Origin of the sequence: Methylomicrobium album BG8 (assembly GCF_000214275.2) — a bacterium.
Lineage (GTDB): Bacteria > Pseudomonadota > Gammaproteobacteria > Methylococcales > Methylomonadaceae > Methylomicrobium > Methylomicrobium agile.
Map to the genome: position 1 here is coordinate 4,405,783 of NZ_CM001475.1, position 24,063 is coordinate 4,429,845.

Annotated in this window: 29 protein-coding genes; 10 read left to right on the forward strand and 19 right to left on the reverse strand. The window is 53.8% G+C overall.

All coding sequences use genetic code 11. The features are described 5' to 3' along the window. Nucleotides 1-95: 95 nt before the first annotated feature. A complete protein-coding gene (locus tag METAL_RS19235; protein ID WP_245549426.1) occupies nt 96-305 on the reverse strand; it encodes a hypothetical protein in 210 nt (69 codons plus the stop codon). A gap of 161 nt (nt 306-466) precedes the next feature. Between METAL_RS19235 and METAL_RS19240 the strand changes: the two genes are divergently transcribed. Continuing rightward, nucleotides 467-1,687: a hypothetical protein gene (locus METAL_RS19240; RefSeq protein ID WP_005375053.1), complete on the forward strand. Its 1,221-nt coding sequence runs from the start codon at nt 467-469 to the stop codon at nt 1,685-1,687. A 48-nt stretch (nt 1,688-1,735) separates the two neighbouring features. Further along, nucleotides 1,736-2,929: a cytochrome-c peroxidase gene (locus tag METAL_RS19245; protein ID WP_005375054.1), complete on the forward strand. Its 1,194-nt coding sequence runs from the start codon at nt 1,736-1,738 to the stop codon at nt 2,927-2,929. An 86-nt stretch (nt 2,930-3,015) separates the two neighbouring features. On the opposite strand, the gene METAL_RS21315 is transcribed toward METAL_RS19245, so the two are convergent. Then, nucleotides 3,016-3,174 (reverse strand): general secretion pathway protein GspB, encoded by a 159-nt coding sequence (locus METAL_RS21315; protein ID WP_084675312.1) that lies wholly within the window; start codon nt 3,172-3,174, stop codon nt 3,016-3,018. A gap of 627 nt (nt 3,175-3,801) precedes the next feature. Here METAL_RS21315 and METAL_RS19250 point away from each other — a divergent pair. Next, complete coding sequence (locus METAL_RS19250; RefSeq protein ID WP_005375055.1) at nt 3,802-4,848, forward strand: hypothetical protein; 1,047 nt, start codon at nt 3,802-3,804, stop codon at nt 4,846-4,848. A 419-nt stretch (nt 4,849-5,267) separates the two neighbouring features. Here METAL_RS19250 and METAL_RS19255 read toward each other — a convergent pair whose 3' ends face one another. The 15 genes from METAL_RS19255 to METAL_RS19310 all read right to left on the reverse strand — a co-directional run bounded on the left by METAL_RS19255 (nt 5,268) and on the right by METAL_RS19310 (nt 13,794). Next, a complete protein-coding gene (locus METAL_RS19255; RefSeq protein ID WP_005375056.1) occupies nt 5,268-5,579 on the reverse strand; it encodes an immunity 53 family protein in 312 nt (103 codons plus the stop codon). A gap of 137 nt (nt 5,580-5,716) precedes the next feature. After that, the gene (locus METAL_RS21320; protein ID WP_157203396.1) at nt 5,717-5,872 is read right to left on the reverse strand and encodes a hypothetical protein; all 156 of its coding nucleotides are present in this window, start codon (nt 5,870-5,872) and stop codon (nt 5,717-5,719) included. Next, complete coding sequence (vapC, locus tag METAL_RS19260; protein ID WP_005375058.1) at nt 5,869-6,279, reverse strand: type II toxin-antitoxin system VapC family toxin; 411 nt, start codon at nt 6,277-6,279, stop codon at nt 5,869-5,871. Before vapC ends, METAL_RS21320 begins: the two co-directional genes overlap by 4 nt. Next, nucleotides 6,276-6,473 carry a type II toxin-antitoxin system VapB family antitoxin gene (locus METAL_RS19265; RefSeq protein ID WP_005375060.1) on the reverse strand — a complete coding sequence of 66 codons (198 nt, stop codon included), beginning with the start codon at nt 6,471-6,473 and terminating at the stop codon, nt 6,276-6,278. The genes vapC and METAL_RS19265 overlap by 4 nt, the downstream gene beginning before the upstream one ends. Nucleotides 6,474-6,650: 177 nt before the next feature. Next, nucleotides 6,651-6,935, reverse strand: a complete 285-nt coding sequence (locus tag METAL_RS19270) for a hypothetical protein (protein WP_031430312.1) — start codon at nt 6,933-6,935, stop codon at nt 6,651-6,653. A gap of 180 nt (nt 6,936-7,115) precedes the next feature. Further along, nucleotides 7,116-7,517 (reverse strand): DUF4265 domain-containing protein, encoded by a 402-nt coding sequence (locus METAL_RS19275; protein ID WP_213069423.1) that lies wholly within the window; start codon nt 7,515-7,517, stop codon nt 7,116-7,118. Nucleotides 7,518-7,766: 249 nt separating this feature from the next. Further along, nucleotides 7,767-8,507, reverse strand: coding sequence for a hypothetical protein (locus METAL_RS21325; RefSeq protein ID WP_005375068.1), 741 nt, complete (start codon nt 8,505-8,507; stop codon nt 7,767-7,769). Further along, the gene (locus METAL_RS19285) at nt 8,507-9,085 is read right to left on the reverse strand and encodes a hypothetical protein (RefSeq protein ID WP_005375070.1); all 579 of its coding nucleotides are present in this window, start codon (nt 9,083-9,085) and stop codon (nt 8,507-8,509) included. Before METAL_RS19285 ends, METAL_RS21325 begins: the two co-directional genes overlap by 1 nt. 214 nt (nt 9,086-9,299) lie before the next feature. Beyond that, nucleotides 9,300-9,470, reverse strand: a complete 171-nt coding sequence (locus METAL_RS21330; protein ID WP_157203397.1) for a hypothetical protein — start codon at nt 9,468-9,470, stop codon at nt 9,300-9,302. 195 nt (nt 9,471-9,665) lie between these two features. Continuing rightward, entirely contained in the window at nt 9,666-9,887 is a 222-nt protein-coding gene (locus METAL_RS19290; protein ID WP_031430317.1) for a hypothetical protein, read from the reverse strand. Nucleotides 9,888-9,914: 27 nt separating this feature from the next. Beyond that, nucleotides 9,915-10,280: a hypothetical protein gene (locus METAL_RS19295; protein WP_031430318.1), complete on the reverse strand. Its 366-nt coding sequence runs from the start codon at nt 10,278-10,280 to the stop codon at nt 9,915-9,917. A gap of 80 nt (nt 10,281-10,360) precedes the next feature. Further along, entirely contained in the window at nt 10,361-10,528 is a 168-nt protein-coding gene (locus tag METAL_RS21335) for a hypothetical protein (protein WP_157203398.1), read from the reverse strand. Between the two features lie 140 nt (nt 10,529-10,668). Continuing rightward, nucleotides 10,669-10,986 carry a hypothetical protein gene (locus METAL_RS19300; protein WP_005375071.1) on the reverse strand — a complete coding sequence of 106 codons (318 nt, stop codon included), beginning with the start codon at nt 10,984-10,986 and terminating at the stop codon, nt 10,669-10,671. Nucleotides 10,987-11,274: 288 nt separating this feature from the next. Continuing rightward, nucleotides 11,275-12,138 (reverse strand): general secretion pathway protein GspB, encoded by an 864-nt coding sequence (locus METAL_RS19305; protein WP_005375072.1) that lies wholly within the window; start codon nt 12,136-12,138, stop codon nt 11,275-11,277. Between the two features lie 3 nt (nt 12,139-12,141). After that, nucleotides 12,142-13,794 (reverse strand): AAA family ATPase, encoded by a 1,653-nt coding sequence (locus METAL_RS19310; protein WP_005375073.1) that lies wholly within the window; start codon nt 13,792-13,794, stop codon nt 12,142-12,144. Between the two features lie 156 nt (nt 13,795-13,950). Between METAL_RS19310 and METAL_RS19315 the strand changes: the two genes are divergently transcribed. From METAL_RS19315 to METAL_RS19340, 6 genes are all read left to right on the forward strand, one after another. Continuing rightward, complete coding sequence (locus tag METAL_RS19315) at nt 13,951-15,270, forward strand: MFS transporter (protein WP_005375074.1); 1,320 nt, start codon at nt 13,951-13,953, stop codon at nt 15,268-15,270. Nucleotides 15,271-15,529: 259 nt separating this feature from the next. Then, on the forward strand, nt 15,530-16,180 hold the full coding sequence (locus METAL_RS19320) for a bifunctional 4-hydroxy-2-oxoglutarate aldolase/2-dehydro-3-deoxy-phosphogluconate aldolase (protein WP_005375075.1): 651 nt from the start codon (nt 15,530-15,532) through the stop codon (nt 16,178-16,180). Between the two features lie 59 nt (nt 16,181-16,239). Then, on the forward strand, nt 16,240-17,544 hold the full coding sequence (gltA, locus tag METAL_RS19325; protein WP_005375076.1) for a citrate synthase: 1,305 nt from the start codon (nt 16,240-16,242) through the stop codon (nt 17,542-17,544). Nucleotides 17,545-17,610: 66 nt separating this feature from the next. Next, nucleotides 17,611-17,910 (forward strand): SemiSWEET family sugar transporter, encoded by a 300-nt coding sequence (locus METAL_RS19330; protein WP_005375077.1) that lies wholly within the window; start codon nt 17,611-17,613, stop codon nt 17,908-17,910. Nucleotides 17,911-18,167: 257 nt separating this feature from the next. Next, the gene (locus tag METAL_RS19335; RefSeq protein ID WP_005375078.1) at nt 18,168-19,460 is read left to right on the forward strand and encodes a hypothetical protein; all 1,293 of its coding nucleotides are present in this window, start codon (nt 18,168-18,170) and stop codon (nt 19,458-19,460) included. Beyond that, nucleotides 19,450-20,709, forward strand: coding sequence for a coiled-coil domain-containing protein (locus METAL_RS19340; protein ID WP_005375084.1), 1,260 nt, complete (start codon nt 19,450-19,452; stop codon nt 20,707-20,709). Before METAL_RS19335 ends, METAL_RS19340 begins: the two co-directional genes overlap by 11 nt. 31 nt (nt 20,710-20,740) lie before the next feature. Here the strand turns inward: METAL_RS19340 and METAL_RS19345 are convergent, their stop codons facing one another. Next, nucleotides 20,741-21,001 (reverse strand): hypothetical protein, encoded by a 261-nt coding sequence (locus METAL_RS19345; RefSeq protein WP_040578399.1) that lies wholly within the window; start codon nt 20,999-21,001, stop codon nt 20,741-20,743. A gap of 107 nt (nt 21,002-21,108) precedes the next feature. Between METAL_RS19345 and METAL_RS19350 the strand changes: the two genes are divergently transcribed. Continuing rightward, a complete protein-coding gene (locus METAL_RS19350) occupies nt 21,109-22,737 on the forward strand; it encodes an OprO/OprP family phosphate-selective porin (protein ID WP_245549552.1) in 1,629 nt (542 codons plus the stop codon). 447 nt (nt 22,738-23,184) lie between these two features. Here METAL_RS19350 and METAL_RS19355 read toward each other — a convergent pair whose 3' ends face one another. Beyond that, nucleotides 23,185-23,931, reverse strand: a complete 747-nt coding sequence (locus METAL_RS19355) for a proteasome-type protease (RefSeq protein ID WP_005375089.1) — start codon at nt 23,929-23,931, stop codon at nt 23,185-23,187. Nucleotides 23,932-24,063: the final 132 nt, after the last annotated feature.

The following is a 24,063-nucleotide window of genomic DNA, read 5'->3' on the forward strand; positions in this document are numbered from 1 at the left end:
GCCGGGAAGGACGGCCGATAGAAAAGCGCAGAAAACGGGGATTTAACCCGAACCGGCGTGGCGCATCCTGATTCTGAATTGAATCATCGCAAAGATCACCACGGCCAACAGGACCGCCAGCGAAAACTCCAGCGCAAAAATGCGCCGATCTTGAAATAAGCGAACACCGGGTGCACGAAACGGACCAGCCAGCCGCCCGCTTCATCCGCGACCGCGGAAATATAGGTCAGGCTGCTGATCCAGATTTTGAGTCGTATCGAAAAATCGGTCATCAGCATCAGATGAGTCAGGGTCACGACCAGCATGCCCATCGAGAACAGATGGAAATGCGCAGGAAATCAGCCTGCTGAAGGAAACGCAGCAGGCGCAAAGCAAAGCGCTTCAACAAGCCACCGCCGCGCCGGCGGCAGCGGCTACAGCGGCAGCGCCTGCCGGCGGCAAGGGCGAGCTGGAGCGCAAGACCGACGTGCTCGCCGGCGAAGTGGAAAAACTCAAGACCCAGCTCTTCATACCGGAATCGCGCGAATATAAAAGCCAATACGGCCTCGGCCCCGCCGCCTCCAACGTCTACCGGGTCAACCGCGGCCTGTCCATCGGCGGTTACGGCGAGGCGATGTACACCAGTTACGCCAATGCGCGCGGCGACAACACCACCAACAAGGACACCGCCGATCTGGAACGCGCGGTCATTTATCTCGGTTACAAGTTCAACGACTGGATCATCCTGAACAACGAGTTCGAATTCGAACATGCCACGACCGGCGAAGGCGGCGAAGAAAAAGGCGAAGTTTCGGTGGAATTCTCCCAACTCGATTTCCTGCTTGATCCCAAATACAACATCCGGGCCGGCCTGATGCTAATGCCGATGGGATTCATTAACGAAATGCACGAACCCACCACCTTCCACGGCAACCATCGTCCGGACGTGGAACGCTACATCATTCCATCGACCTGGCGGGAAATGGGAGCCGGCCTTTTCGGCGAGATTCTGCCCGGCCTGCAATACCGCATGTATGCGACGAACGGATTGAACGCCAAGGAATTCAGCAATGTCGGCATCACGGAAGGGCGCCAGGGCGGCAGCAACAGCCAGGCCGAGGACTTCGCCTTCACCGGCCGACTGGATTATTCGCCGAACTTCGCGCCCGGCCTGATGGTGGGCGCTTCGACATTCCTCGGCAACAGCGGGCAAAAAGACATTGTGGATTTCAACGGCAATACCGTCAACGTTTTCACTCAGCTTTACGAAGGCCATATCGAATATAAGCACCGAGGACTGGAGCTTCGCGCTTTAGGAGCCTGGAGCAAGATCGACAACACCGAATTCCTCAATCCTCTGCTGGGAGCGGGCGGCCCGGTCGGCAAGGAAAATTACGGCTGGTATGTGGAAGCGGCCCACGACATCATGCCGTTCCTCTGGAAGGACAGCAATCAATATCTGGCGCCTTTCTTCCGCGTCGAACGTTACAACACGCTGGCCTCCGTGGCCAAAGACCCGGCAACCGGCATGCCGTTCGACCAGAGCACCGGCCTGGACCGCTGGATTTATCAAGCCGGCCTGAGTTATAAGCCAATCAGCAATATTGTCATCAAGGCGGATTACCGCAACATTCAGGATCGGAAACTCGTTCCGCTCGGCGTGCCGTTCGGCGACGAATTCAACCTCGGCGTTGGCTTCATTTACTGATATTTTCGCCGCCCGGCATGCCGAGCGGCCTTTACAACAGGTTTTCCGATGAAATTAAAGTTTTATGCCCTCATCGCCGTTGCCGGCGGATTAGCCGCCGCGCCGGCCGGGGCTGCCGCCCCCATACTGCCCGGCGGCCAGAATCTGACCCCGAAGCAGCAACTGGGCCAGCAATTGTTCTTCGACACTCATTTATCCGAACCGCCGGGGCAGGCTTGCGCCACCTGCCACAACCCCGCGACAGCCTTTACCGATGCCGATAAATCCAGGCCCACATCCAAAGGCGTCATCGCCGGGCTGCTCGGCAACCGCAATACGCCGACGGCAATGTATTCGGCCTATGCGCCGGCCTTTCATTTCGACCGCGGGGAAGGTCTGTATTTCGGCGGCCAGTTCCTCGACGGCCGCGCTTCGACACTGGCCGACCAGGCCAAGGCGCCTTTCCTCAATCCCATCGAAATGGCCAATCCCGATCCCGGAACGGTAGTCGACAAAGTCCGCAATGCGGCTTATGCAGCGATGTTCGATACCGTCTACGGCGCCGGCGCGCTGAACGATAACGGAGTCGCCTACGACCGTATTGCGGATGCGATCGCGGCCTTCGAGCGCAGCCCGGTATTGAACCGCTTCAGCTCGAAATACGATTATTATCTATTCGGCAGAGCCGCGTTTACCGCGCAGGAAAGGCGCGGACTGACGGTTTTCGAAGCCGGCAACAAGGGCAATTGCGCGGCCTGCCACCCCAATCGGCCGGTGAACGGCACGCCGCCGCTGTTTACCGATCACAGCTACGACAATATCGGCGTACCCAAAAACCCGGAAAATCCGTTCTACGGCCTGGCTCCCCAATTCAACCCCGACGGCGCCTACTTCGTGGATCTGGGTTTGGGAGGCATTCTGGATGCCCCGTTGGAAGAAGGCAAAATCAAAGTGTCCACCTTGCGCAACGTCGCCGTTACCGCGCCGTACACGCACAACGGCTATTTCAAGACCCTGCGCGGAGTCGTGGAGTTTTACAGCACGCGCGACCTCAAGCCGCGCTGCCGCAACCCGCTGACCACCGAAGCCAAGGCACGCGCGCAGAAGTGCTGGCCGGCGGCGGAGGTAATCGCCAACGTCAATCACGGGGAATTGGGATCGCTGCGCCTCACGCCGCGCGAAATCGGCGATCTGGTGGCTTTTTTGAAAACGCTGACCGACGGCTATAGAAACGGATCGCCGTGGCAATTTAAAGCCCCGTGAAGGCCGAAAGCCAGCGTCCGAGGGAAGGCCTTGGCAGCGTTTCCGAACGCCGCCGGGTGAACGCCTGAGCTCTTTTCCCCGGCCCATCAAGGGCGCTCGATGCGAAACACTCTGCCGCCGTAACTCGCGATGACCCCGTCGGAACGGATTTCCCTGATCTCGACCGCATTCTTTGGTGGTCTGGCCGATCTTAATTTCGTCATGTTCAGTATGACAAAGCGGTCTGCGGGATTGTCAGCATACATAAAGCGGAACCGCTAGAGCATTTTCATATCGCGTGTAGGGAAGCCCTCACCTTCTGAAGGGTACCATGCGGTTAAGTCCAGCCCCGTAGGGTACGCTGTGCGTACCTTTCGACATTGATGGTACGCACAGCGTACCCTACGGGCTGAACCCGTAAGATACAGGTGCCGGACGGGATATTTATCCCCTCCTTAACGTTTAGAATCGGGCGAACACAGACGATGATTTTATGCGGGCGGTAGGTCTTCAAACGTGGGGAACGGGGTTATCAGTCGTCCGGCAATCCCTGACCGGGGCAGGTTCTGCTGAAATGACGTGTTTTCCTTACGAAGGCCACATACACAAAGCGAAAATGCGCTAGCGCGTTCCACCTTACGGGTTGAAACCGGTCTGGTTGGCGGCGGTCAGTGGATTGTCGAGGTTATAGGCGTAGATCCAAACGCCGTCGTCGCTCAGATTGCCGTTGGCGTCTCGATCGCCGCGCCTAACGAGCAGCCTAATTAAGGATGCGCACCTTATCGCATTGTTAAGAGTTCAATGAGAGGCCATCCCAACCTACACAGCTAAATTAATTTCGATCTTGGCCGATAACCGCATGTGAGCAACTTTTATTTCAGGAGGTTAAGCTAATGATCGTAAAAAATTCCGCCATCCAATTAAACAGCCAACATCATTTGTTAAAGAGCTCCCAAGAATCCGAATCTCTGCGGTATTGGAAAACTCCGGTGCAGGCAGAGCCTAATAAAAACGAGCGTTTGGCCGATATGTTTAGCCCAAGCAGTTCCGCGCAGACACTTAAGATCGAGAAGCAGTCGTTAGATGTCGGCGGCTCGCTTGATGCCAGCCAAAGCGTTACGCTGCTGATTGTCAAGCATATGTTTGAAGCAATAACTGGCCTTGATTTTAAACTGTTTTCACCCGCTGAATTGTCTGCCAATATCGGCGCCAACGTTACAAATATTGAGATCACTACAACGCCGCCAGCCAATCAACCGCCTTCTGCCGGCTTTGGACTTATATATGAGCATCGGGCAGTCTATCAGGAATCCGAAAGCACAAACTTTTCCGCAACCGGCACGATTCAAACACAAGACGGACGAAGCATAGATTTTTCAGTCGCGCTGAATATGAGCCGCGAGTTTCGTATCGAAACCAATAATTCAATCAGGCTCGGCGATCCCGAAAAGAAGATCGATCCCCTTGTGATCAATTTCGACGGCAATGCCGCGCAACTATCGCAAACACGTTTTGAATTCGATCTTGACGCCAACGGCATAACCGAACAAATTGCGATATTAAATCCGGGCAGCGGTTTCCTGGCCCTGGATAAAAATAACGACGGCGTTATCAACAACGGTTCCGAACTGTTCGGCCCGAATTCAGATAATGGATTTTCAGAGCTAGCCCAATATGACAGCGACGGCAATGGCTTTATTGACGAAGCCGACCCGATCTACGGCAGTTTGAGAATCTGGCAGCGATATGAAGACGGCAGCCAGCAGCTTATTGCGTTGGGTGATAAAAACATAGGCGCTATTTATCTGGGTCACGCCACGACCCCCTTTCAATTACGTACTACCGATAATCAATCGTTGGGAGAAGTCACCGATACCGGCGTTTATTTAACTGAGGACGGCAAAATAGGCACCATTCAACAAATTAACTTAAGTGTTTAACCCGTAAGGCGAAGCGCGCTAGCGGTTCCGCCTTACGGGTTACGGATTTCCCACGCCTTGAAAGGTGACAGGGTTTCAGATCCGCGCAACATTCCGAAGCAGGATCGTCGGGCAACGATAAAGCGGTTGCCCGACCTACACGGCTACAGAGCTCGTTCGGCATCGTGATTGTTCCGAATGGCGGAACCCGGCAAAGCCGGTTCCGCCATTCGGGTTGGGCGTGTAGGTCGGGCACGCGCTTTTTGTGCCCGACATTTCCAATGTCTTGAAAGGTGATAGGATTTCAGACCCGCGCAACATCCCGAAGCAGGATCGCCACATGATCGTCGGGCAACGATAAAGCAGTTGCCCGATTACACGGCTACATGCGTCCGAATACGCTCCGCTATTCGGACCTACGCGGGCTACGCGTTGGCAATTTACCGATCATTTTCCTCAGCCCAGTCTAAAAAAATACTAAGTAATTCCTCCAAATTATTGGGACCAGCATATCCTTGAAAATTTCCTTCTTCTACTTTGCATATAATCCAATCATTTTCTTCACTTCTTTGTATTTTAATTTCTTTAAAAGCTAGCTCATAAAGAGGAGTATCCTTCAACTCGACCTTTAAAGACCAGCCAGGATTGTCAATATTAGTGATAAAAACGCCGTAAGTATGCTCCCAATCGTCATTACATCTAGAAACGTACCAATCTTGAAGCCGTTTTAAAATACTGCCTGTATTTTCCATATTTGTAGTGTTAGTAATAAGAATTTATCTTGGAATTTCGTCTGGATAAGCCCGCGTAGCTCCGATTAGCGTTAGCGTAATCTGAGGCATTTTGCCTTCGAATCGGGCAATACACTCCGTTAATCGCCCCTACGGCCCTACGCGGGCTGTTCGTAGTCGCTGGCCGAGGAGGCACCGGCAGTGGTTTTGTCCGGATAGAGGGTTTTGGTCTGGCGGTCGTGGCCGTCGTATTGGTAGGTGGTCAGCTGATTCTTGGCGTCCTTGACCGTAAGCGACAGGCCGGATACCATCAAGCCGTTGTTGCGGGGTACAACTTGATGGGCAGGTGCCGCTGATAAAATCCAAAATCCTTATCGGTCGTAAAGATGGGTACGTTTAACCGCACTGCAACCGCGCAGATCAGCAAATCGATATGTGATCCCTGAATGCCTTTTTGACGGCATTCATTGTAGAACTTAGCGGCATTAATATAATCTTCGTCTAGAACGGCTATATTCTCAAAATAACTCAACTTAGTTTTTAATATCTCAAACTTGTTCGGGTCACTATAACCCGACAAGACTTCCTGCCGAATAGGGCCAATCATCAGCACGCGTTGGCCTGAGATTAATATTTCCAAACTCTTTACCTGAGCTTCGAACTCGGGCTTTTTAGAACGGAGCGCGTGCGACCAGATGCAGGTATCAACCAATACTTTCAAGAAAGACGCCCCTTCTTGTAATCATAATCGAGGTCTGGGTCAAAATGACCGAATAGATCAATAATCTCCAATTGTTTGCGGCGATTGATAAATTCTTTTAGCGCCGTCACTACGGTATCTTCCTTGGTTTTAAAGTGGCCTAAGGTTAGCGCCTCATTAATTAATTCATCATCAATAGCAAGATGTGTTGTCATGATATTTATCCTCCACACGTTAGGCATTGAAGTTCTTTATCGTTTCTGCCAGGGTTTTTGCTGCTTCCGCATCGACTTCCCAATGCGGCATGTGATCGATATGAGCAAGAGGATTCAAGTAACGCAAGATGTCGATAATTTTCTTGCGGTTGCCCTAAAAATCGGAGACTTCCGTCCTCAAGTAGTAACGCCTTCTCGCACATTCTCTTTAGTGACCGTTTCATGCAAGGCAAACAGCACCCGCCGCATTAATGACCCGGCAAAGTTATTACCGCCTAGATTAGCGCGTTTAAATTCCGTACCGGTTTTAAAGCGTACTTCATTGGCTTTGGTTTTGGCAAACATAAACGCATATTCGCGCACGCCAAAGCCCTGGGCGAGCTCCTGATAGGCGCCGGCACATAATTCGCCATGTTTTTCCGGCTCCAGGCCTTTTAAATACGACCGTTCGGAAACCGTCAACTTTTTCCATTGGATTTGTAGGGCGTCAATAAGCGAGGCTGCGCCGTATAGTTGGTTTACCCATTCGGCGCAATACTCGTTGGTTATTGCGCCTTACGGCCTTACACGGCTACAGAGCTCGTTCGGCATCGTGATTGTTCCGAATGGCGGAACCCGGCAAAGCCGGTTCCGCCTTACGGGTTACGGGTTACGGGTTGTTCGACCTGTCTCATAAATAAGATACTCCATACTCTGCTGAGTATAGAGGTAATCAGCTACTTGCTTAGCCTGACTTGGATCGGGTGCACTGATTGCCAATAAATTAGCAGATGACCACTCTAACTCAACCGGAAGATTATCCATAAATTTAAGTACTTCATTTTTAATCTCTTGATCAGTTGAGTTTCCAAACCAAACCCTGAATGTATAGTGCCCCGACTCCTTTATTACCCGCTGTATCACATAGTTTTCATCTGTTTCTACCTCATCTCCCAATGCAAGATCAAAAGCAAAAAAAGGGATGCAACCAATACAAAAGCGCTTGTCTCCCAAGCGTATGGCCCATAATTGCTCCCATTCATTCTTCGAATTTTTCTCTTCCAAATAAGCCTCGTAGGTCGGGCACGCGCTTTTTGTGCCCGACATTTTCCATGCCTTGAAAGATGACAGGGTTTCAGATCCGCGCAACATTCCGAAGCAGGATCGCCACATGATCGTCGAGCAACGATAAAACGATTGCCTGACCTACAGAGCTCGTTCGGCATCGTCATTGTTCCGAATGGCGGAACCCGGCAAAGCCGGTTCCGCCTTACGGGTTACGGGTTACGGGTTGATTGACTTTGAACAGAGTATCTACACGGCTACGGCCCTTGGAAACAAAAGCCCTCTTAGCATAAGTTGGATAGCATCTGATCCCTCGCTAGCTGTAGAAAATAAGGTATTTCCAACTTGAATACGCAACAAACCATTCGGTATTTCTCTCGACTTTAGCCAACTTTGCTTTAGAAGATCGTTTTTATTGGCACCAGTTAAGCTCCAGAAATCATCTCCTAACCACATTACAGCCCCAATTGCCTCAAGGTAACCCATACAAAATCGTCGGTGTCCCGGATTATTTGAGGTATCAATAATTTGTTTCTCAAGGGGAGGAGGCAATCCATTTGATCTTTTTGGCAAATGTTCCCACGGGCGACCATGAGATATGTATTGAAGAGAATCTTCGGCATTCTGCCAATAGTCATAATCGGCATCAACTAACCAAGCTTGAACAACTTTTACTTGTTCACTGATAGAAGTAATCCAATCATCCCAAAACATATTTTTTCCATTTTCGGCACTAATACTCAATATATCAACCTGATACCGTAACACCGAAGCCAAGTGTATTTCAAAGCCATTCCCATTTAATAGAAAAGTATGGCGTGATTTTTTTTTAAGGATAGAAGCAACTTCTTCTAAATGAACCTCATCTCCATAGAGTGTATAACCAGAAGCAGATATGTCTCGCTTTTTAAAAAAATCTAATATTAAGTTCAATATCAGATCGGCATTTAACATACCTAGTCTACTTATTACATATATTTTTTCAACCATTAAGGAAACTCTTTAATCATTACTGAAACACCTTGGGACTGTCCATATCCAATTAAAGACTGAGCGGCATTAGATCCTCCTGGTTGAACTCGTAAATCCAAAATCATATTAGCAGGAACACCATCTACTGTTGCTCCTCTGGCCGCTAAATCGTCTATATGAGACTGCATATTTCCCAGCCAACTGGAACCATTAGTATTCACTGTCTTCAAACTAACCAAATTATTTTCAAGTTGAAAGTCAACCAAAGGAAATTTACCGTTGTTCAATTGACCAATTCTAAACCAATCTTTGTATTCTGTACTAGCGAGCGAGTTTTCAATTGCTTGTCCACGAGCCAGTGGTTTTAATCCCCAAACACCACCAACCGGCATCTCCCCGGAAGCCAGATTCTCCAATTCAAAAGATGATAATGTTACCGCTGTGGCAACCGGATAAGTCGTAGCAAGCCCTAAACCCGCCCCGAGTGTAGAACCGGCGGCAAAGGATTGCAACGCGGGCCTGCTGGCGATAGCACTGCCAAATGCACTCGCCGTCGCTCCGAACTCGTTGCTGAAGTTGCCGGCCAGTAGCTTCATATCGGCCGCAATCAACCCGCGGGGATCGTTCCGGTTAAAGGGATTATTGCCGACGTAGGCATAGCCTGGTAGCCTGGTAGCCTGGTAGGTCGGGCAACAGCTTCACCGTTGCCCGACATTTGGGCGGCGAAGAGGCTCGATGATCCGTAACCCCGACCTCATACCGTCGCATCGAAAAGGTCGGGCACAAAAAGCGTGCCCCATAGGCATCAACTTAAGAAAAAGCCCGTCCTGATTTAAGTCGTTGCGAGGTATTGGGGTGCTTTTTCCTGGGATTTAAAGAACACCCCTGTTTAAACCGTTCCGCTAATTCCTTGAGCAACGCGGTTAATGCCTCAAGGTCTTCCATGCAGGCGGCCAGCCGTGCCGATTGCTCTTTGATCATCTGGCAGCCCTTGACCAAACTACGATCCGGGAGGCGCCATAGCCCGGTGAGGACAATCCAATGTTGTACCAGGACGCACAGTAATTTGGCGTACAGTTCGCAAAGTACCCGGTAAGGTTTCTCGCTCCGTGAATGGCCCACGCCGCCGTGGCTTTTCCAACATTTAAACAACCATTCGATTTGCCAACGGACCCCCTACAGCAGAAAACACTCATGATGGCTCAACTTGTCAACGCCCACATTGCTGATCAGAAGATTCCAGTCACCCCATGCCAGACTTTGCCGGCTCAAGGTTCGGCGCTGGTTGCGGGCGTTTTCATGCATTTTTGCCCGCCGCCGGTTCGCCGCTTCCTCGGACAGTTTCCACAACACTAAACGGGCCGGCAAGCGTTCCGACGTACCGACCTTGATGGCCATTTCATGTTGTAAAACGCCTTGTTTAACTCAGGCTTGTAGGAAATTAGCCAAGTCAATCCCTTCCCCCTTGTCGTTATAAACCTGGGTTCGGGGTTGCAAACGGGAAATCCAGTATTCGCCGCGCGCATCTTGCTCTTTCATGCGCTTAAGATTGAAATAGCCTAAATGCAGTTGCCCTTTTTTCAATTCCAGCCGCGTGTCAATCTTCATGCCGGCCTGGCTGTCTCCGGGCGGACCGCCAATGCCTTGCCAAATAACTTTCAACTCAGCCGATAGGATTACCGTACTGCAATCAATCACACACACGGCTTCAAAACGGCTGCACAAATCAATCTCGGCAGCACGGCTGGCCGCAATCACCTCGCCAGCCGCTGCGTCCAACACGCCTTTCATAAAGCGGCAGGCAGCTTCCGTAAAACGGTTATCGATCGCTTGTGCCGAGATTTTTAAGCCGTGGCTGTAGCCGGCACGCGCTAACCCTCCGACGGAAAAAGAACCAAGCTGCCGTCCAAGGCTTTCACAAAATTCGAACCGCTTACTTTACGCTGACGCTTGATAAAGCCGTGTTTTTGTGCCAATTCATTGGCTTTTTCGTTGAGAATACGTTGTAGCGCTCTGGCGATGCTTGAAAAAATATCCATCGATGACCCTCTTTGTCTGAAGTTGATTTATCAGACCGTTAAGCATCGAATACTGCTTATAACTTTGTTAAGTTGATGCCTAGGGGGACACAAGAAGCGTGCCCGACCTACACGGCTTACTACTCGCTTTGAAGTTCCCATTAGTTATTATTGGATTTTTTATCCAAATCCTTCTCACAGAATACTTCAAATAAATCAAAGAATTTCTCGAAAGCATCTTCTTCATCATTAGAAAAGAAAAGTATAATTTTATCCCAGCCTTGTGATGTTTCTATATGATATTTATTAGAAATAAACAATTGAAATTTATTCCAGAAAGCTTCGTCATCATTAATACCGTTGACAAGCAAGGCATAGTAGTAACCATCCAAAAAATTTCTCAGTTTTACAATAGAACGCCCGCCTAAATATAGACCTGGACGTAGTTTTATATTACCCAACAGGTCAAAAATATTCATAAGCGCCTTTCAAAAAGTTCGCATGTATTGATTTTCGTCAGTGTTAGTTAATGCAGCGTCAGAAAGCCAGGAATGCCTGTTGACTTGTTGCTAAGTGCTTATAGTTAAAATTTGGTTTCCGTAACATTGAAGTATCTTATGGGTTACGCAGGCTTTTTTGAAAACACTGACCGACGGGTCACCGTGGCAATTTAAAGCCCCGTGAAGACCGAAAGCCAGCGTCCGAGGGACGGCCTTGGCAGCGTTTCCGAACGCCGGGTGAACGCCTGAGCCCTTTTCCCCGGCACATCAAGGCCGCTCGATGCGAAACACTTTGCCGCCGTAACTCGCGATGATCCCGTCGGGACGGATTTCCCTGATCTCGACCGCATCCTTGGTGGTCTGGCCGGCCTTGTATTTCGTCATGTTCAGTATGACAAAGCGGTCTGCGGGATTGTCAGCGTACATGAACACGTTGATTGCCATCTTCGGCACGGAGTTGCGGAAGTTGTAAGGCAAATCCTTGAATAAAGGAATGGCCTGCCGGCCCGGCGGTGAGGCATCGCTCTTTCCTTTTTCGGTATCGCTTTCGGAATCGCTCGGGCTTTCGGCCGCGAGCACCGGCTGAGCCCTTTTTGTCTGTCTTTCCTTCCGGACCTGCTCCCGTGCGCCGGTTGCGGCAGTCGAGGGAGCGGTTTGGTCGTCGCGTTCGGGTTTGCCGGACATGGCCTGCTTCGGCCCTTTCTCCTCTGCGGCCCGGCTTGCCGCGGCCAGTTCTTCGATTGAAGGCGATTTTGTGGCAGATGCTGCGGCGGTTGGCGCCGGAGGGTTAATCATTTGGGGAGCCGGCGCCGCCGCGGCCGGCGCTTTTTCGGAAGGCGCATCAGCGTCAGCCGGTTTTACCGCACCCGGTTGAGGCTTTCGCGCTGCTTTTTGCTGTAACGCCAGGGCGCCGGCTTGCCTTCCCGCCACCGGCGTATCGTCCGTTTTTTTCAAATACCAGACCAACAGCAGCAGGGCCAGCAGATTGACGGCCAGCAGAGCGCCGATCACCATCGCGGTTTTCCGGCTTTTCAGCGCCGGCGGCGTCAGCACTTGTTCGGTCAGGGTTTCCGGCCGGTTGGCCTGCCGCTCCCGTTCCGATTTGCGTAGGGCATTGAGAATATAAGACATGTGTTAATCGGTTAAGGTCAGATGAGGCTTGTTCGGCGCCTCGGTCGGATTGTCGAGATAAAACAGGGTTTGGACTCCCACCGCACCGTCTTCGGCCAAATGGTGCTGGTGCTGAAATTTGAGGACCCGGGTCTTCAAGTCCTGATCGAATAGCTGGGGCGCCGCCACGGGCGGATTCAACCCGTCGAACAGCGCCATCTGTTGTCGAAGCCAGACAATTCTCTCTGACCGTTCTCCGGGGAAAATCGTTCGCGCATCGGCGATCGTCGGCGTCCATAGCAATAAATAGTAGCCGTTCCAATAACTCAGCACGTCGGCCAGCGAAAAGTCATGCCGGTCGTTTCCGAGCAATACCGGGTTTCCCTGCTTGAGGCCGGTCAGCAGCGCGTAGCGCTTTTCTTCGGCCGGCAGCACAAACTCCAGAATGACCGGCCGGTTCATCGCCAGCAGCTCTTTCCAACTGGCCTTGCCGAACTGGCATAACACGCCGAAGGCCTTGAGCGCCTCGCAATCGATCGTCCCGACGGGCGAAGCCGTTTTTCCGAGCGCGCTCAGTGCGTTCGCAAAGCCCAGCGGCAGCGTCAGGCGGGTATCGGTCACCCATTCGGCAAACGAAACCTGCTTCGGAGGCAGCGGTTCGGTTTTCGGCACGGGAGCTGGAGCCGCCGATACGGATTTAGGAGCGGCCGGACCGGACTTTGCCTCCGCCGTTTCGGATGGGCTGCCCAAAAACCGGTGCCGGAACGCGGCGTCCCGGTCAGGAAACAGATAATAACGGCCGGCCGCCACCCCGCCGAGCGCCAGCATCCCCAGCAGGGCGATACGCCATGCCGGCCATTTCGGCCCGGCCGGCGCCAGGGTTTCCTGCGCGGCGTTTTTGACCCTACCCGGCGTCACGTGCGCGGCGTTTTCCGCATAGGCGCCCAGCAAGGCGCGGTCGCACAGGATATTGATCACGCGCGGAATGCCGCCGGACAATTTGTATATTTTCCGGATCGCCCGCTCCTTGAACAGATCGGGATCACCGCCGCAAACCCGCAGCCGGTGCCGGATATAGTCCCGGGTTTCGGCGCGCGACAGCGGCTGCAAATGGTAGCGCGCAGTGACGCGCTGGTTGAGCTGCCTGAGTTCCTGCCGCCGCAGCATCTGCTTCAATTCGGGCTGGCCGACCAGAATGATTTGCAGCAGCTTGGTCTTGCTGGTTTCCAGATTGGTCAGCAGGCGGACCTGTTCGAGCACTTCCATGCTCAGATTCTGCGCTTCGTCGATCAGCAGCACGGTGCGCCGGCCGTTCGCGTGCGCCTCCACCAGGTAATGGTTCAAGGCATCGACCAGTTGTTTCAGCGTCTGCCGCTCTTTATCGTAGGCCACCCCCAACTCGTCGCAGATCGTCGCCAGCAGTTCGAGCGCATTCAGCTTGGGATTCAGGATCAACGCGATGTCGATAGTGTCCGGCAATTCGCCGAGCAGGCAATGGCACAGGGTCGTCTTGCCGGTGCCGACTTCGCCGGTCAATGCGACGAAACCGCCGCCGACGGTAATCCCGTATAAAAGGTGCGCCAGGCCTTCCTGATGGCGGCGGCTCATATAAATGAAATGGGGATCTGGCGCTATCGAAAACGGTAATTCCGCAAAATGAAAATACTGCTCGTACATAGCGGGAATCGGGTAATACAGATTTAGGATGAACCCCGATTTTAACCCATTACCCGTCAAAAGATGTAAAAAATGCCCCTTCTTCGGCGATAGCGGGCATTTTCCCTATATAATCTGGCAGCCGTCCGGCACCCAGCCTCTCGCCCCATTCACATCATGCCGATCAACGAAAATCAACTATACCGCAAACTGGCCTGGCGCCTGCTCCCCCCGCTCTACATCATCTATATCCTGGCCTATCTCGACCGCATGTGCGTCGGCTTCGCCCAACTGCAGATGAAAGATGCGCTGCAGTTCAGCGACACGGTGTACGGCTTCGGCGCGGGCATCTTTTTCGTCGGTTACATGCTGTTCGAGATTCCGAGCAACCTGATTCTGGAAAAAGTCGGCGCGAAACTCTGGCTGACCCGGATCATGATTACCTGGGGACTGATTTGCTGTGCGATGGTGTTTATCGAAACTCCGCAAGGTTTTTATATTTTGCGCTTTCTGCTCGGCCTTGCCGAAGCCGGCTCGTTTCCAGGCATGATTCTGTATTTCAGCTACTGGTTTCCGGCCCCGGTCAGGGCCAAGTACGGCGCGCTGCTGATCACCGCGACCGCGGCCTCCGGCGTGCTCGGCGCGCCGCTGGCGGGGCTCTTGCTCGGCATCGACGGCGCGTTCGGACTGCAAGGCTGGCAATGGCTGTTTCTGGCCGAAGGCGCGCCTTCGGTGTTGTTCGGCTTTGTGCTGTATTTCTGGCTGACCGACCGTCCGGCCGAAGCCGGCTGGCTGAATGGTGAAGAGAAAGCCTGGCTCGAAAGGACATTGGCTGCCGAACGCGAAACGGCTCCCCACCCTCATGCCGCCGATCTGAAACAGGCCCTGCGCCATCCGAAAGTCTGGCTGCTGGCGCTGATCTATTTCGCGGTGGTGATCAATTATTACAGCATCAGCCTCTGGCTGCCGCAACTGATCAAGAGCTGGGCAGGACTCGACAACGTGCGCACTGCCTTGTTGACCGGCCTGCCCTATCTCGCGGCCGTAATCGCGATGGTGATCGTCGGCGCGCATTCGGACAGGACCCGCGAACGGCGCTGGCACATCGTGATCTGCGCCTGGATCGCGGCCGCCGCGTTCGCGCTGAGCCCCTACCTCGCCTCGCCGGTCTGGGCGATCGCCGCGATCGCGATCGCAGCGGCAGGCGTCTGGAGCACGCTGGCGCCGTTCTGGACGCTGCCGCATAGGCTACTAAAGGAGGGACCGGCCAAGGCGTCGGGCCTGGCGCTAATCAATTCGATCGGCAACCTGGGCGGCTTTGCGGGCCCCTATGTGATCGCCTGGCTGAAAACCGCGACGGGCGATTTCAAGCTGGCGCTGCCGCTGCTGGCGGCGACGATGGCGTCGGGTGTCCTGCTGATTTTCGTGGCGGTGAAACCGGAAGAAGAAGCGCCTAGCCCAGGTCCAATCGGCAATGGCTGCCGAATCGATAGCTGATCGATATTATTGCTTTGAATTCATGGGCCTATCTTTCCGTTTTGACATTTGTCCCTTGCCCGATACAATGTTGTGAACTTTAATTCATTGTTTCGGTAGAGAATCGCCGGCCTTTCGGGTTCCACGGCCTTTGCCTGGAAGCCGGGAAATAACCGTTCTTCTCGCCGAAAATCAATCGTCCGGCGCCTTGCGCCGGGCATTCCGCGATACTTGGCGTCAAGGATGACCGACTTTAACTACCCGAATTCGTACGAAACACATGGCAAATCAGCACTGGAAAATTCCGCCTAACGAAGTATTAAGCGCCGGCCCCGTGATGCCGGTGATGGTCATCAAGAATCTCGACGACGCAGTGCCTTTAGCAAAAGCCCTGGTCGAAGGCGGCATTCGCGTGCTGGAAATCACTTTGCGTACGCCGGTTGCGCTCGAAGCCATCCGACGCATCAGCCGGGAAGTCGAAGGCGCCATCGTCGGCGCCGGCACGATAGCGAATCCGGCGCAATTACAGGCCGCGGTGGACGCGGGCGCGGTCTTCGCGATCAGCCCCGGCATCACCCCTTCCCTGCTGGACGCGGCGGTGAATGGCGACATCGCATTAATTCCGGGCATCGCAACCCTGTCCGAACTGATGCTGGGCATGGAATCCGGCCTGGACCACTTCAAATTTTTCCCTGCCGAAGCGGCCGGCGGCATTCCGATGCTGAAAGCGATTGCGGGCCCTTTCCCGCAGGCGACTTTCTGCCCGACCGGCGGCATCTCGCCCGATAACTATCTGGCTTACCTCAAACTCCCTAACGTAGCCTGCGTAGGCGGTTCCTGGCTCGCTCCCCAGGACGCGCTGAATGCGAAAGACTGGTCCAAAGTCACCGAGCTTTCGAGACAGGCAATCGTCAACGCCAATCCCGATTAATTGACTCCGCAATCGACACTAAAACACGCCGCAACGGCGTCCCAACCGAGATTGACACCATGAGCAAACCCAGCACTATCGTCCTATCCACTCCCGAATCCGAACCCCTGTGTACGCTGCCCGTGTTGTCCGGCACGATAGGCCCCGGCGTGCTGGATGTCCAGTCGCTGTACAAGCAGGCCGGCATGTTCACCTACGACCCCGGCTTTACCTCGACCGCCAGTTGCCGGTCCTCGATCACTTATATCGACGGCGAGGCCGGCATATTACTGTACCGGGGTTATCCGATCGAACAACTGGCCATGCAATGTTCGTTTCTGGAAGTCTGCTACCTGCTGCTGCGGGGCGAACTGCCGAACTTCGACCAACTGAAAGAATTCGAGCGCAACATTACGATGCACACGATGGTGCACGACCAGCTGACCAACTTTTTCAAGGGGTTCCGCCGCGACGCGCACCCGATGGCGATCATGGTCGGCGTGGTCGGCGCTTTATCCGCCTTCTATCACGACGCGCTGGATATCCGTTCGAAGTGCGACCGCGAAATGAGCGCGATCCGGCTCCTGGCCAAGGTGCCGACGATCGTCGCGATGTGCCATAAATACAGCGCCGGATCGCCCTTCATGTATCCGCAAAACAAGCTCAGCTACGTCGAAAACTTCATGCGCATGATGCTGGCGACGCCGTGCGAAGAATACGAGCCGAATCCGGTGCTGGTCAGGGCGCTCGACCGGATCTTGATCCTGCACGCCGACCACGAACAAAACGCCTCGACCTCGACCGTTCGGCTCGCGGGTTCCAGCGGCGCGAACCCGTTCGCCTGCATCACCGCCGGCATCGCCTGTCTATGGGGCGCGGCGCACGGCGGCGCGAACGAAGCCGTACTGCACATGCTGGAAGAAATCGGCGATACCTCCCGCATCGGCATTTATATCAACAAAGCGAAAGACAAGGACGACCCGTTCCGGCTGATGGGCTTCGGCCACCGCGTCTACAAGAACCACGATCCGCGCGCCAAACTGATGCGCGAAACCTGCTACGAAGTTTTGGGCGAACTGGGGCTGCAGGACGATCCTTTGTTCAAGCTGGCGCTCGAACTGGAACGGATAGCGCTCGAAGACGAATATTTCATCGAAAAGAAACTGTATCCGAACGTCGACTTCTATTCGGGCATCGTGCTGCACGCGCTCGGCATCCCGAGCAAGATGTTTACCGCGATCTTTGCGATGGGCCGCACCGTCGGCTGGATTTCGCATTGGGACGAAATGATTGCGGATCCCGAGCAAAAGATCGGCCGGCCGCGGCAGCTCTATACAGGAGCAACCCGCCGCGACGTGCCGGCGCGGCACGGCAGGACCGTTTAGGCTAATTGCAGACCTGCCGGGTTTTTAAAACCCGGCAGGTCTTTTTCCAACGTTTTGATAAAAATCATGCAGGCCCTTCCTGAACTGATCGGCTATCTGGCCGCGCTGCTGACCACCGCCTCGTTTCTGCCGCAGGCGCTCCTGACCCTAAAAACCCGCGATACCGCCTCGCTCTCGCTGTCGATGTACGCGATTTTTACGCTGGGCGTATCGCTTTGGTTGATTTACGGCATTTTTCTGCACAATAACGCGATCATTGCGGCAAACTCGATCACGCTGCTGCTTTCCGCCTCGATTCTTTACGTCAAAATTTACAACCGGCTGACCGGCAGGGAACAAAGCCATACGGCGGCAGCGGCCGAATAACTCCGGTTTTATCGAAGATGCGTGACGGAAGCCCGGCTGATATCTTTTTTGCGATGAATCGGGATGCAAATTCATAGTGACGACTCGCCGCTATCGGGCTCCCGCAGCCGGGCCGTTTCCTGAAACCCGAATGCGCCGGCGGTGCGCGGCCGATTGCATTTTCCTTATAAATCAAATAGACTGCGCCTCATTCCCAAACGGCGGTTTCTCTTTAATTTACGGGGATTCAAGCGCGATACTTCCCCAATCTGGCAACGATGGACATCAATAGAATCAGAAAAGAACACAACTCCGGCGGGCTCGGCGGCATCATCAACAGCATACAGACCCTGTTCGTTGCCGGCCTCAGAGTATGGACGATTCCGATCGTGCTGATGCTGAGTATGGCGACCGGTTTCACCACTTTTTACGGCTTGTCGCATTTTATCGTTTCCTGGATTGCGCTGATCATCACGATCGCGATCCAGTCGATCATCGTGATCAGCTCGCTGGAAATCGCCGGCATGCACTGGAAAGCGAACAGACTGCGCTTTTTCAGCGTGCTGGCTTCGTTGCTGGTGGCGGTTTCCGCGTCGATTACCTTTTCGTATTTCAAATTCTACGAGATTTCCCAGAAGGAAAACATTCAAATCGACCGGTTGAACAAAATCCGCACCGATGTGAACGCCTATCTGAAAAGCGTCGCCGACACCAAAACGAAGATCCTGAAACAGCAGCAGGCCGAGTTGGACAAGGCTTCCGAGAGCGTCACCCAGGCTTACTACGGCACTCACCCGGACGCCCCGCCGACGCAAAAAAACATGATCGGCCAGGGACCTTTTTTCCGCTACCAGCGCGAAGTGTTGGAAACCAAGAAAAAGGAAGCGGCGCAGGTCGTGCAGGAATTCGAGAAACTGAATCAGGACATCCGCGTACTCCAAACGGGACTGAACGAATGGAACATGAGTTCACCCGATGCGGAAGCGCGCTACCGTAAAATCGTTTCCAGCCTGCAGGAAGTCTCGCTCAAATTCAATCAGATGGCGACCAGCAACGGCGTCATTGCACCGGACATGCCGATTTTGATGACTTATACGGAAATCGTGCAGGGCATTACGCCGTCGTTCGCAATGTGGAAGGACTTTTCGCTCTTCGCCTTTCTCTGCGCGTCCATGGCGGATTTTTTCACGGTGTTTTTATCCTACCGGCTGGAATTCACCGCGCCGGGACCGCTGAGCGAGCGCGAACAGGAACTGGCCTTCGAATGCCTCCGCCAGTTTACCGAGTTCAGGATCAACGAAAACGACGAACTCGAAATGGTGATCGAAAAATCGGAGATCGAAAAAGCCCGGCGCTATTCGGACTGGTCGCGGATGTTCGCGGTCGGCTTTTTATTGAGCCGCGGTTTCCTGCGCAAGATCGATTCGAAGTCTGTCGAATTCGCGCCGAATCTTTACCCTTTGATCGCAGAACGGATGAGCGCGCAAATCCGCGCCCTGAAGGCGCAGCAGGCAATGCGCGCTTCCGGACCGGCCGTTCCGGTCGCCGTGGAGGTGACCGATGACGAATAAACAAGCGTTGCTCGACGCCTGGCTGGCCGGACTGCCGCCGCAAACTTTTTCCGACGCCCCCGAAGCCGAGGTCTGGGATCCCGGCTTCGACGGCGAGAGCCGCGTCGTACTTGCCAAACTGGGGCCGTATTACCGGTTGTTCGAATATCCCGCCAAATTCTTTCCGCGCTTTTACCACCGCGTCTATCCTTTACCGGTCGCCGAATGGCCAATCAGCGTTTCCACCGCCCTTTACGGAGGACTCTGCACGATCGAGGCGCAATTGAAGATCCATTTTCAGGCGACTTTCAGCTATGCCGAGCGCAACCTCGAAATCCTCTCCGACATCAACGCGCATATCAAATCCGGCTATGAAGGGCTGATCCGGACCACCGTCGATGCCGAGCTCAGAAATCTTCGCGACGGCGAATGGATCGAATCGGGCCTTTTCGCCACCGAAAAGCAGATCGAAAAAACGATCAACGAGGCGTTGACCGTCAAATACATCAAATGCCGCGCAGTCTGCTCACTGACCCCGTCGTTCGCCGACCTGGAAGACAGCCGGGGCCTCGACGGCCGTTTTACCCAGGAGGCGGTTTACCTGAGCATCCTGGAGAAAAATTTCGAATTCCGCGAGAGGCAGGCGCGCGAACGGACTCGTCAGGAACAGATGCTGGAAAAGGAACGCCTCGAACGCCTGAACCAGTTGCATGCGTTGGAGCAGCAGAAACTGGCGATCGAGCGGGAGAACCAGCGCCAGCTGCTGGCTGTGCAGGAAAAGCAGAACGCCGATCAGTTTACGATCGAAGCGAAGCTGCACGAAGAAAAGGTCAAACACGAAAAGCACCTGCAAAGCATCGAGCAGGCCGCAGCCCTGCAGTTCGAGCTCGAACAGCAGGCCCGCCGGCAGGAACTGGAGCAGCAACTGCACGCAAAAAGGCTCGAACACGAAGCGATCCTGAAAGAACGGGAGCTGCAGGCCGGCTACAAGGCGCAGGAAGTGCTGCAGCAGGAGCAGCAGAAATACGAAGAGCAGCTCGAAGCCGAACGCATCGAGCACCAGACCCGCCTGAAGGAAATGCAACTGCAGGCCGAAATCAAGGAACTGGAGCTGCGCGTCGAAGTCACCAAAAACAAGGACGCTTACCTGCACCGGCAAATCGAGTGGCTGGTGCTGGACAAACAGCGCGCCGAACTGTCGCGGGCGATCAAGGAAGCCGAGAGCGACATCGAGGCGGCGAATCGATTGTCGCAATTGCAGGCCCAGTAATCGTTACCCCCCTTAATCCCCTCATACCTTTTTATTTCATCATAAGCAAATCCCGGTAAAAGCGCGCCGGGAAACCCGCCGTACGGACCGGCTTCTTTCCGGCATGCGGATCATCACCCGGCCATTGCTTTCCATAATTGCCGACCTTCCGTGAGCGATTCGGCATTAAAAAATTTCCTTCTTCTCGATAGGATGGCCCTTGCTTGGGGCCATCTTTATCGAAAGCCTGTACAGCGATTTTCCCTTGTTGTTGCAGATTCGCAGCGACTTCACCGATTTGTTGCGCCGTCATCAAACCGTAATATTTCCGTCATTTTTCCGTCATTTTTATTCTCTATCCTTGCCGCAGTTTTAATCATCACTGTGAGCAACATGCATATTTCCAAACTGACTTTGGCCGTGGCGGCCGTCTTGGGCGCCGGCGCATCTTCATCCGCGTTTGCGATCGATCTCTATGTCGACGTCAAAACCAAGCAAATTTACGCCGAGCCCGGTTCGAACCGGCAGCTCATGGGCTCCTTTGAAAGGGTCGAGGATGCGCCCGCGAAAACCGCCGAGCAACAGAATGCCGCAGAGATCGCCGCGATTCGGGAAGAGATGGCGTTAAAAGACAATCAAATCAAGGCGCTCGAAGAGCATGCCCAGGAAGCTTCGGGACCCGAGTCGGTTCATCTCAAACTCGACGACGGGATACATTTTGCTACCAAAGACGGCAATTTCACCGCCGGTATCAATGGGCGCATGCAGGTCGACTCACAGGCCAACATTAATCAGAAATTGCCTGTAGATTTTGTAACCCCGACAGGCGTCCCCTCGGAATTAAACGATGGCACAACACTCCGCCGGGCGCGTCTGGGCATCGAGGGAACTTTTTTCAAAAATACCGACTATAAATTCGAATACGATTTTACGCGCGGCAATGGCTTGAACGCGGGCGGTATTACCGACGCATTCATTCGCTATAATTTTTCCAAGCCTTTCTCGGTCAAATTCGGTGCCTTTAAAGAACCGTTCAGCTTGGAAGAAGCGACCAGCAACCGCTATACGACTTTCATCGAACGGAATATGGCCGTCAACACCCTCGTAGACAACCTGAATACTTATAAGGTGGGCTTCGGCGCGAACTACGCGACCGAACGCTGGCAAATCGGCACCTCGCTGCAAACCGAAGGGGTCGGCGGCTACAATGCCTATGGCAATAATGCAGTTAACGGTACGAGTACCGGCAGTGCAATTAATCTTAATGGCGGCGTCAACCGGAACGGCGGCGGCGGTGATACCAGCTGGGAAGCCAACCTTCGCGTGACCGGCTTGCCGTGGATGGAAAGCAAAACCAAATTCCTGCACGTAGGCGCATCGGGATCGTACATTACCTTTAACAATAATTACAAAGGCGATGGCAGCTACAGCAACGGGGGGGTCATTTTCGCCAACGGCATAGGCTCCAACGTAGATCGTGCATCCATCTTGAATACGGGAAATTTGACTTCCGGCAATATTAAGTCGGCAGCTGCCATTCAAGCCGATTACCTCCACCGGTGGGGCGCCGAAACCGCGCTGGTTTATGGCCCATTCTCGGTGCAAGGCGAATATATACAAGCCAATATTCACGGTCAGGGCTACAGTAAAGACGAATCGCTGGAAGGTTACTACGGCTATATGACCTACTTCCTGACCGGCGAATCACGCAACTATAAAGCTAAAACCGCCGCCTGGGACCGGATCAAACCGAATCACAACTTCGACATGCACGGCGGCTGGGGCGCATGGGAACTTGCGGTCGGATACGATTACATGAACTTGAACTCCGGCATAATCAATGGCGGACGCGCGTCGACAGCCAAGTTCGGTATCAACTGGTATCCCAATTCGCATCTCCGCGTAATGGCGAATTACGTTCATGCCCTGGACATCGAGACGGGCGCCGTCACTACCGTTCCGGGCGGCACTGCTGCAAATGCTACAAGCCGGGCATTTAATAATGCCGATCTGGATATTCTTGAAACCCGCGTTCAAGTCGACTGGTAACCGTCGTAGTTCGGCAGGATAGTTTTCAACTCTACAATAGCCACTATAAAAACCGCCCTGTAATCATCCTGCAGGGCGGCTTCTTTTTATGCGCGAAATCTCTTCCTGTCGGCGCTAGAGCATTTTCACTTTGGGTATATGGCCTTCGTAAGGAAAGCTCTTCATTCCGGCAGAGCCTGCCCCGATCAGGGGATTGCCGGACGACTGCTCCCGTAGGGTACGCTGTGCGTACCTTTCGACATGGAAGGTACGCACAGCGTACCCTACGGGGCTGGGCACCTTTCAGAAGGTGAGGACTTCCCTACACGCAATATGAAAAATTGACTCCCAAAGCCGCCTCGCCCGGCAGCCGCGAGGCGTAATAATCGCTGATCTCGGGAGCTTTTAAGCCCAAAAGCCGGGGGAAACCGCACAGCAGAAGAGCCGGCTGCATACGCAATGCAGGCTTCAACCCAAGGCCGGCGTTTCCCAATCGAATACCGGCAGACTGTGCAGCGTGGCGCACAGCCCCTCGTTCCAGCATTGCTGCAATTGCAGCAGATACGGATCGTTCGCGGCCAGTTTCAGGTGGTGGTTGATCTTCATGTCGTCCCGCCGGTAGATCGCGACTTCGAACGGCGGCCCGACCGTCGCGTTCGAACGCGAGGTCGCATCGAGCGAAACCAGCAAGAGGCGCGCGCCTTCTTCGAGGCCGGTCAAGGCGCCGACCGCACGGTCCAGCACCGGCTTGCCGTATTTGTTTTCGCCGATCTGCAGATAAGGGGTTTCGCGCGTCGCTTCGAAATAGTTGCCCTGCGGATAGATCAGCATCAAGCCGGGATTTTGCCCCTGGATTTGCCCGCCGAGAATCAGCGTGGTTTCGACGCTGACGCCGGACGACATCAGGGCCGGACCGTGTTCCCGCTGAATTTCCTGGCTGATTTTTCCGATATAGTCGGCCGCTTCGAACATATAACGCGCGGTCAACAGGCTCCCCCGATCCGAAGGATATTCCAGATCGCGCACGATACGGTTCAATACGCCCTGGGTGGTCGCCAGATTGCCCGACGACATCAGCACGAAGAACCGGTCCGGCGCCGGCGTGAAAATGTGCAGTTTACTGAACGAGGTCACATAATCGACGCCGGCGTTCGTGCGCGAATCGGACGCGAACACCAAGCCGTCTTTCAACAGTAACCCCACACAATAAGTCATTGCATTTTCTCCCCGAAAAAATCAAAAAACGCGTCCATTTTAGAAGATGCGGTTAGTTAAAGCGACTTTTTTCCTGCCGCATGGTTCCCTTCACGCCGTCCGGACTGTTTTATCGGCACAGCTCTAGTTTTT